6 protein-coding genes are annotated in these 10,045 nt (G+C 67.3%); 4 read left to right on the top strand and 2 right to left on the bottom strand.

Translation table 11 applies throughout. The features are described 5' to 3' along the window. Positions 1-42: 42 nt before the first annotated feature. Together HNP48_RS32120 and HNP48_RS32125 are read right to left on the bottom strand one after the other, a co-directional pair. Positions 43-1,065 carry a hydroxymethylglutaryl-CoA lyase gene (locus HNP48_RS32120; RefSeq protein WP_184865097.1) on the bottom strand — a complete coding sequence of 341 codons (1,023 nt, stop codon included), beginning with the start codon at positions 1,063-1,065 and terminating at the stop codon, positions 43-45. After that, on the bottom strand, positions 1,062-2,267 hold the full coding sequence (locus HNP48_RS32125; protein ID WP_184865099.1) for a CaiB/BaiF CoA-transferase family protein: 1,206 nt from the start codon (positions 2,265-2,267) through the stop codon (positions 1,062-1,064). Before HNP48_RS32125 ends, HNP48_RS32120 begins: the two co-directional genes overlap by 4 nt. 154 nt (positions 2,268-2,421) lie before the next feature. Between HNP48_RS32125 and HNP48_RS32130 the strand changes: the two genes are divergently transcribed. The 4 genes from HNP48_RS32130 to HNP48_RS32145 all read left to right on the top strand — a co-directional run. Beyond that, positions 2,422-3,324, top strand: coding sequence for a LysR family transcriptional regulator (locus HNP48_RS32130; protein ID WP_184865101.1), 903 nt, complete (start codon positions 2,422-2,424; stop codon positions 3,322-3,324). Positions 3,325-3,332: 8 nt separating this feature from the next. Further along, entirely contained in the window at positions 3,333-4,424 is a 1,092-nt protein-coding gene (gene earP / locus HNP48_RS32135) for an elongation factor P maturation arginine rhamnosyltransferase EarP (protein WP_184865103.1), read from the top strand. A gap of 150 nt (positions 4,425-4,574) precedes the next feature. Beyond that, a complete protein-coding gene (efp, locus tag HNP48_RS32140) occupies positions 4,575-5,129 on the top strand; it encodes an elongation factor P (protein WP_056661144.1) in 555 nt (184 codons plus the stop codon). A gap of 438 nt (positions 5,130-5,567) precedes the next feature. After that, positions 5,568-10,045, top strand: a 4,478-nt coding sequence (locus tag HNP48_RS32145) for a DUF4347 domain-containing protein (RefSeq protein WP_184865105.1), incomplete at its 3' end; no start/stop codon positions are given.

The raw sequence follows: 10,045 nt of genomic DNA on the forward strand, positions 1-10,045 counted from the left end.
TCTTATTGGAATGAATGAACCAGAACAGCACGGCAACGGGGGCTATGTGGTGCGCGTGCCTCCCGCCAGCTCCTTCTCGCGCGCCAGCGCCCGCTCCTTGATCGCGCCGAAGTCCGCCGGCACCGGGTGCAGCGCCAAGCGCGGCCCAGCCTTGGCGATCTGGCTGGGGATGTCGTGGCCGATCAGCGCGGGCAAGCGCTGCGCGGCGGCCACCAGGGCCGCCAGGTCCACACCGGTTTCGTAGCCCATGCAGGCCAGCGCATGCACGATCTCTTCGCTGCACACATTGCCGCTGGCCCCTGGCGCATAAGGGCAGCCGCCCAGGCCGCCCAGCGATGCGTCGAACCGGTCCGCCCCGGCGTCGATGGCCGCCAGCACATTGGCCAGGCCCATGCCGCGCGTGTTGTGAAAGTGCAAGGTGAACTCCACGCCCGGCCAGCGCGCACGCGCCGCCGCGGTGATGGCCGCCACCTGCCTGGGGTAGGCCATGCCCGTGGTGTCGCACAGGGTGACACCGCCCACGCCCAGGTCCACAAAGCGCTGCACCCAGCCGAAGACGGCCTCGGGGGCCACCTCGCCCTCCATGGGGCAGCCGAATACGCACGACAGCGATACGTTCACCGCCACGCGCGCCGCCTGCGCCGTGGCCACCACCTGGGCCAGCGCGGCGAACGAATGTTCCTGCGTCATGCGCAGGTTGGCGATGTTGTGCGTGGCGCTGGCCGACATCACCAGGTTGAGTTCGTCGGCACGCGACTCGATGGCCCGCTCGGCCCCGCGCACATTGGGCACCAGGGCGGTGTAGACGGTGCCGGGGCGGCGCGTGATCTCGCGCATCACCACCTCGGCATCCTTGAGCGCGGGGATGGCCGTGGGCGAGGTGAACGAAGTCACCTCGATCTTGGCCAGGCCGGCGTCGGACAGCGCATTGGCCAGCGCGATCTTGTCCTCGGTCGGCACGAAGGCGCTCTCCATCTGCAGGCCGTCGCGCAGGCCCACCTCCTGCATGTGGATGCGCCTGCCCGCGCCGGCCCATACGCCGGACGTATTCACTGCGGCACTCATTGGATCACCCCCTTGCTGCGCAGCAGCGCGATCTGCTGGGCCGTGAGGCCCGCCTCGGCCAGCACCGCGTCGGTGTCGTCGCCCAGGTGCGGCGCACTGCTGCGGATGGAGCCCGGCGTGGCCGAGAGCTTGGGCACGATGCCTGGCACCTGCACGCTGTAGCCGTCGCGCGTTTCTTGCGTGAGCAGCATGTCGCGCGCCTGGTAGTGCGGGTCTTCGGCGATGTCGCGCGCGGTGTAGACCTTGCCGGCGGGCACCCGGGCCGTGCCCAGCGCGTCCAGCACCTGCTGCACGGTGAGCGATGCGCTCCAGGCGCCGATGGCGGCGTCGATCTCGTCCACACGGGCCACGCGGCCGGCGTTGTCGGCCAGGTCGGGCGCGGCGCCCAGGTCGGGCCGGCCAATGGCCTGCATCAGCCGCTTGAAGATGCTGTCGCCATTGCCGGCCACCAGCACCCAGCCATCGGTGCAGGGGTAGGCGTTGGACGGGGCAATGCCCGGCAGCGCACTGCCTGCGGCCTCGCGCACGGCGCCAAAGGCGCTGTACTCGGGGATCAGGCTTTCCATCACGTTGAACACGGCCTCGTGCAGCGCCACGTCGATCACCTGGCCCTGCCCGCCGTTGACCTTGCGGTGGTACAGCGCCGTGAGCACACCGATGGCGCCATGCAGCGCGGCCAGCGTGTCGCCGATGGACACCCCCACCCGCACCGGCACGCGGCCGGGCTCGCCCGTCAGGTGGCGCAGGCCACCCATGGCCTCGCCAATGGCACCAAAGCCCGGCAGGTCGCGGTAGGGCCCGGTCTGCCCGTATCCCGAGATGCGCAGCATGACGAGGCCGGGGTTGATGCGGTGCAGCTCCTCGGGCGACATGCCCCAGCCCTCCAGCGTGCCGGGGCGGAAGTTCTCCACCAGCACGTCGGCCTCGGCGATCAGCTGGCGCGCGATGTCCTGGCCCTCTTTCTGGCGCAGGTCCAGCGCCACCGAGCGCTTGTTGCGCGACTGCACCTGCCACCAGACGGAGGTGCCCTCCTTGATGAGGCGCCAGTTGCGCAGCGGGTCGCCGGTTTCGGGGGCCTCGATCTTGATGACCTCGGCGCCGAAGTCGCCCAGCGTCTTGCCGCAGAAGGGGCCGGCAATCAGCTGGCCCATCTCGATCACGCGCACGCCCTGCAGGGCGGCGGGGGTAGGTGTTGCACCCATCGTCGTGTTGTCTCCAATGTCGCGGCCTGCGGAATCAGGCCTGCCTGTGTTGCCCCGCATGATGGCCAAAGAAGCCCTGCGGGCAAAACGCTCTTATGACAATCCACCATCGCAAACGGGCATGGCAGAACGCAAGCGTTGGTACCATTGCCGCATGAAGCTCGACCCCGTCTCCCTGCGCCTGTTCGTTGCCGTGATGGAAGAAAGCACCATCGCCGCCGCCGCCGCGCGCGAGCACCTGGCCGCGTCGGCCGTGAGCCGGCGCCTGGCCGACCTGGAGGACGCCCTGCGCGTCACCCTGTTCACCCGCAGCAACAAGGGCACCGAGCCCACGGCCGCGGCCTATGCCTTGCTGAACCTGGCGCGCGGCGTGCTCAACGACCTCGATGGCATCGCCACGCAGATGCGTGACTACGGCGCCGGCGTGCGCGGCCACGTGCGCGTGGTGGCCAACATCTCGGCCATCACGCAGTTCTTGCCGGCGCAGCTGCAAAGCTTCATGGCCCTGCACCCGCAGGTGGATGTGCGCCTGCAGGAGCAGATCAGTACGGCCATCGCCCAGTCGGTGGCCGAGAACGCGGCCGACGTGGGCATCCTGAACCAGGGCCACTATGGCGACCGCGTGGTGCAACTGCCCTACCGCACCGACGAGCTGGTGCTGGTGGTGCCGCGCGAGCACCCGTTGGCGCGCCGCAAGGCCGCCCGCTTTGCCGAGGTACTGCCGCACGACTTCGTGGGCGCGCACCCGGGCAGCGCCATCAACAACCAGCTCACCAAGGCCGCATCCGAGGCCGGGCTGCCGCTGCGCCTGCGCATGCAGGTCACCAGCTACGACGCCATGTGCCTCATGGTGGCGGCCGGCCTGGGCGTGGGCGTCATGCCGCGCGGCAGCGCGGCGCTGTACAAGGGCACGCAACCCATCCGCGTGGTCACGCTCAGCGAGCCCTGGGCGCAGCGCCAGCTGGTGCTGTGCGTGCGCTCGGGCGAATCGCTCTCCAGCGTGGCGCGCCTGCTGGTGGACCACCTGTGCGCACCGGCCGAGAGCCCCGCCGCATGAGCAGCGCCATGACAGCCCCCCTGCAGTGGGATGTGTTCTGCCAGGTCATCGACAACTACGGCGACATTGGCGTCTGCTGGCGCCTGGCCAGCCAGCTGGCCGCGCGCGGTGAACGCGTGCGCCTGTGGGTGGACGATGCCTCGGCCCTGGCCTGGATGGCGCCGGCCGGCCACCCGGGCGTGGAACTGCGCCCCTGGGGCGGCGAGTTGCCCGCCGCGCACGAGGCCGCACCCGGTGTGCTGGTCGAGGCCTTTGGCTGCGAGATCCCCGAGGCCTTCCTGGCCTGGGCCGTTGGGCGGGCTCCCGACCGCCAGCCGGCATGGATCAACCTCGAATACCTGTCGGCCGAGGCCTATGTGGAGCGCAACCACCGCCTGCCCTCGCTCGTGATGTCCGGCCCCGCCCGGGGCTGGACGCGCTGGTTCTTCTACCCCGGCTTCACCCCCGCCACTGGCGGCCTGCTGCGCGAGCCGGGGCTGCTGAACCAGCGCCCCGCCGGCTTTGCGGACACCTGGCGCGCGGCCCAGCCCGCAGCGGCCACGGCGCCTGAGCGCTGGATGTCGCTGTTCTGCTACGAGCCACCCGCCCTGCCCGCCCTGCTGGCCCAGGCCCTGCAGCCCGGCGCCGTCGTGCCCACGCGCCTCCTGGTCACGCCCGGGCGCGCCACGGCGGCGGTGCAGGCCGCCCTGTCCACCCTGCCGGTACAGCATGGCGCGCTGCAACTGCAGTACCTGCAACCCACCGACCAGCAGGGTTTTGACGACCTGCTCCACGCCTGCGACTTCAACGCCGTGCGTGGCGAGGATTCGCTGGTGCGCGCACTGTGGGCCGGCCGCGCCCTGGTCTGGCACATCTACCCGCAGGACGACGGTGCCCACCATGCCAAGCTGGCGGCCTTTCTCGACTGGCTGCAGGCCCCGGCCTCGCTGCGCGACTTCCACGCCGCGTGGAACGGCATCCCCGGCCACGGGCCTCTGGTGGTTCCGGATGGTGAAACGCTGGCCGAATGGACAGCCTGCACCCAGGCAGCCCGCGCCCGCCTGGCACAACAAAGCAGCCTGGTGGACCAGTTGGTAGGATTTGTGCTGGAAAAAAGGTAAAATCCAAGGCTTTGCGCAAATAACAGCGCGGCGCGCCAGTGCCCGCACCCGCGCAATCCCGCCGCGGAACATGCGCCGGCCAGCAGCACAGCCCACCGGGGCCTGCAGCCAGCGCGTTGAGCGGCCCCCAACCCAAGCAACCAAACTGCTATGAAAATCGCTCAAGAAATCCGCGCCGGCAACGTCATCATGCACGGCAAGGACCCCATGGTCGTCCTGAAGACCGAATACGCCCGTGGCGGCCGCGGCGCAGCCACCGTGCGCATGAAGCTCAAGAGCCTGATCGGCAACTTCGGCACCGAAAACGTGTTCAAGGCCGACGACAAGATCGACAACGTGATCCTGGACAAGAAGGAGTGCACCTACTCCTACTTCGCCGACCCCATGTACGTCTGCATGGACACCGAATACAACCAGTACGAAGTCGAAGCCGAGAACATGGGCGACGCACTGAACTACCTGGAAGACGGCATGGCCCTCGAAGTGGTGTTCTACGACGGCAAGGCCATCTCGGTCGAACTGCCCACCAGCGTCGAGCGCGAAATCACCTGGACGGAACCCGCTGTCAAGGGCGACACCTCCGGCAAGGTCCTGAAGCCCGCCAAGATCGCCACCGGCTTCGAAGTGCCCGTGCCCCTGTTCGTCTCGCAAGGCGACAAGATCGAAATCGACACCCGCACCGGCGAGTACCGCAAGCGCGTGTAAACCCGGCGGCCCAGGCGGGCCGCAGGTGCACCCCAAGCAAAAAGGCTTCCTTCGGGAAGCCTTTTGCGTTTTTTCATCGCGTTTGGCAGCCCGGCGGATGCCATCGCTCCATTCCTCAGAGACTGAACCAGCATCTCAGTACCGCGCGACCGGCCCCGCGCCACTGTCGAGACTGGCCCAAGCGAAGGCCCGCAATAGGGGCCTGCGGTAGCACTAAATTCCGCAAAGTCTTCGTAAGACAACTTACTTTCTGGTAAAAAATCGAAACATGCACCAGGATTGCCGGCCCAAAACTGGGCGCATCGTCCTATTACAGCGAGCTGCGCCCTGAAACAGCCCGCTCAACGGGCCTGCTTCCCGCCAGGGACAGCCAACCCGTGGTGCACCGCCCCGACCCCAAACGACAACAGCCCACTGAACCTGAGAGGAGCCTATTCAATGGCCACGCACATCGACCGGTACATGCCTCAAAGCGCCCCTGTGGCCAGCCAAATCGTTTTTGTCTTCAACGATCTGCACGATTGGCAGTCTCTGGCTGCAGCGGCCCCCGAGGGTGCCGAGGTGGTCGTGCTCGATGGCTGGGGCGATGGCTTGGCACAGATGGCAATGCACCTGCAGGGGCGCAGCGGCATCCATGCTATCCACCTGCTCAGCCATGGCGCGCCGGGGGCCCTGTTGCTGGGCCGCCTGAGGCTCACCCGCGCCAACCTTGAGGACCACGCGCCAGCGCTAGCGGGTATTGGCGCGGCACTTGCGGATGGCGGGGACATTCTGCTGTATGGCTGCGAGGTGGGCGCCAACAAAGCAGGCGCCGATTTTGTGGAAGCACTGGCGCTGGCGACCCGGGCCGACGTGGCGGCGTCAACCCGCCCTATCGGCGCCGCACACCTCGGTGGCACATGGCAACTGGAGCACCACCATGGTCTGATCGAGGCAGCAAGCCTCACAGGGCCCGATGCCTACGGGGGAGTCCTGGCAGCGCCCACCACCGAAAACTTCGACAGCATAACGGTCGACGGAACCGGCCGAAGCCAGGGGGTCACCGGGGCCGCCCGCCCCATCAATGACTGGACCTTCTCCCTGCTCAACGCGGCAGGCAACCTGGACCCAGGCAGCTACGTGGATGTCACGCGCCTGACGGGCGACACCTCGTTGGCCAACAACGCAACCGACAAAGCCGCCTACATGAATGGCACCTACGGCGGTGGCACCAGTACCCAGGCCGCAGGCGTCTTGAAGGCGACCAGCGGAGAAGAGTTTTCATTCGTATCCATCACTGTGGAAAACGGCGCCGGTGCCAACACCTATCGCCTCGTCGGCTACCTGAATGGCAGCGCAGTGCCAGGGGCCACGCAAAACTTCACAGCACCGGCATATGGCAGCAATACCACTGTTTCGGTGTCGGGGTCCCAATGGCAGTATGTAGACGAAATACGCATCGTGCAGCAAAACGGTGCTGCAGACATCTCCATCTATATCGACGACATCGTGGTGGCGACTGCCGTTCCACCCAACGCCGCCCCCCTTGCCACTACCAGCGGCGGCACCACGGCCTTCACCGAAGGTGCCAACGTGGCCAGCACCCCTGTGGCCATCGACAGCGGCATCACCGTCTCCGATACGGACAACACCACGCTGGCCAGCGCCACGGTGTCCATCACCGGCGGCTTCCAGAGCAGCGAAGACGCGCTCGGGTTCACCAACAACCCGGCCACCATGGGCAACATCAATGGCAGCTACAACAGCAGCACGGGTGTACTCTCGCTCTCGTCGGCCGGCGCCACGGCCACGAAGGCGCAGTGGCAGGCCGCGCTGCAGTCGGTGACCTACACCAACAACTCGGACACGCCCAACACCAGCGACCGCACCATCAGCTTCGTAGTGAACGATGGCATTGCCAACAGCAGCGCCGCCACCAAGACCTTGAGCGTTGCTGCAGTCAACGACACGCCAGTGAGCACCGCCTCCGGCGGCAGCACCGCCTTCACCGAGGGCAACAACGCCGCCAGCACCCCCGTGGCGGTGGACAGCGGCTTCACCGTGACCGATGGCGACAACGCCACCCTGGCCAGCGCCACGGTGTCCATCTCCGGCGGCTTCCAAAACGGTGAGGATGCACTGGCCTTCACCAACAACCCCGCCACCATGGGCAACATCAGTGGCAGCTACAACGCCGCCACCGGCGTGATGACGCTCACCTCCGCCGGAGCCACGGCCACAACGGCCCAGTGGCAGGCCGCGCTGCGCTCCGTCACCTACTCCAACAGTTCCGAGACGCCCAACACCGGCAACCGCACCGTCAGCTTCACCACCAACGACGGGACGGCCGATGGCAACACGTCAACCAAGACCGTCACCATCGCCAGCACGAACGATACGCCCGTGGCAACCGCCAGCGGCGGCACCACCGCCTTCACCGAGGGCGCCAACGTCACCAGCACGCCCGTGGTGGTCGACACCGGCATCACGCTCAGCGACGTGGACAGCACCACCCTGGCCAGCGCCACGGTGTCCATCACCGGCGGTCTGCAGACCAGCGAAGACGAACTGGCCTTTGCCAACAATCCGGCCACCATGGGCAACATCAGTGGCAGCTACAACAGCGCCACGGGTGTGCTCTCGCTCTCGTCGGCCGGCGCCACGGCCACGAAGGCGCAGTGGCAGGCCGCGCTGCAGTCGGTGACCTACACCAACAGCTCGGACACGCCCAACACCGGCAACCGCACCATCAGCTTCGTCGTCAATGATGGATCGACCAACAGCGCAGCCAGCACCAAGACCGTGAGCGTGGCCGCGGCCAACGATGTGCCGGTGAACACCACTTCGGGAGGCAACACAGCCTTCGTCACCGGTGACAATGCCCCCAGCACGCCCGTGGCAGTGGACAGTGGCTTCACCGTGACCGATGACAACGCCACCCTGGCCAGCGCCACGGTGGCCATCACCGGCGGCTTCCAGAATGGCGAAGACGAACTGGCCTTCACCAACAACCCGGCCACCATGGGCAACATCAGCGCCAGCTACAACGCCGCCACCGGCGTGCTGACGCTCACCTCCGCCGGTGCCACCGCCACCACGGCCCAGTGGCAGAACGCGCTGCGCTCGGTCACCTACACCGATACATCCAGCACGCCCGTCACAACCAACCGGACCATCAGCTTCACCACCAACGATGGCACGGCCGATGGCAATACGGCCACCAAGACCGTCACGGTGGCAGCTACCAACCAGACCCCGATTGCCACGGCCAGCGGTGGCACCACCGCCTTCACCGAAGGCGCCAATGTGGCCAGCACGCCCGTGGTGGTCGACAGTGGCATCACCGTCACCGATGCGAACAACGCCACCTTGGCCAGCGCCACGGTGTCCATCACCGGCGGCCTCCAGACCAGCGAAGACGAACTGGCCTTCACCAACAACCCCGCCACCATGGGCAACATCAGTGGCAGCTACAACAGCGCCACGGGTGTGCTCTCGCTCGCGTCGGCCGGCGCCTCGGCCACGAAGGCGCAGTGGCAGGCCGCGCTGCAGTCGGTGACCTACACCAACAGCTCGGACAGCCCCAACACCGGCAACCGCACCGTCAGCTTCGTCGTCAATGACGGATCGACCAACAGCGCAGCCAGCACCAAGACCGTGAGCGTGGCCGCGGCCAACGATGTACCGGTGAACACCACCTCGGGAGGCTCCACCAGCTTCACCGCGGGCGGCAGCGGCATCAACCCGCCCGTGGCGGTGGACAGTGGCTTCACCGTGACCGATGGCGACAACGCCACCCTGGCCAGCGCCACCGTGGCCATCACCGGCGGCTTCCAGAATGGCGAAGACGAACTGGCCTTCACCAACAACCCGGCCACCATGGGTAACATCAGCGCCAGCTACAACGCCGCCACCGGCGTGCTGACGCTCACCTCCGCCGGTGCCACCGCCACCACGGCCCAGTGGCAGAACGCACTGCGCTCGGTGACCTACACCGATACGTCCACCACGCCCGCCACGGCCAACCGGACCGTCAGCTTCACCACCAACGATGGCACTGCCGACAGCAATACGGCGTCGAAGCTGATCGCCATGAATGTGGACCTCGTGAACCCCACGGTCACGTCGGTCACATCCACCAAGGCCAACGGCAGCTACGCAGGGGGCACCGTCATCGTGCAGGTGGTCTTCAGCGAAGCCGTCACGGTCACCGGCGCACCGCAACTCACCCTGGAGACGGGCGCTGTGGACAAGGTGGCCAGCTATACGGGCGGCAGCACCACCAACACGCTGACCTTCACCTACAGCGTGCAGTCGGGCGACAACAGCGCGGACCTCGACTTCCAGAGCACGGCGGCGCTGGCCCTGAACGGCGGCACGATCAAGGATGCAGCCGGCAATGCCGCCAACCTGACGCTCATGGCCCCGGGGGCGCCCGGTTCGCTGGGTGCCAACAAGGCCATCGTCATCGACACACTGGCCCCCACATTGGCGTCCAGCATGCCGCTGGACAATGCCACGGGAGTGAGCGCATCGAGCAACCTCACACTGACCTTCTCGGAAAACGTTACGGCCGCAGAAGGCCTGGTGACACTGCGCAAGACCAGCGACAACTCAGTGGTCGAGGAGTTCAACGTCACGAACGGAGAGGGCAGCCTGGGGGGCTCGGTGAACATCAGCGGCACCACCCTCACGCTCAACCCCCATGGCGACCTGGCCTACAACACCGGCTACTACCTGCTGGCGGAGTTCGGGATCGTCAAGGACGGCGCGGGCAACTATTTCGATGGAATCATCAGCCCCACCGCACTCGACTTCACCACAGGGTCTGCCCCCGCACCGGGCGGTGGCGGCACGACGCCGCCCCCCACCACGGTGGACGGCGTGCCCGTCACCACCACCCCCGGCCCCGGCGGCTCCACCATCATCACCATCCC

The sequence above is a fragment of the Acidovorax soli genome (genome assembly GCF_014207955.1).
Lineage (GTDB): Bacteria > Pseudomonadota > Gammaproteobacteria > Burkholderiales > Burkholderiaceae_C > Acidovorax > Acidovorax soli_A.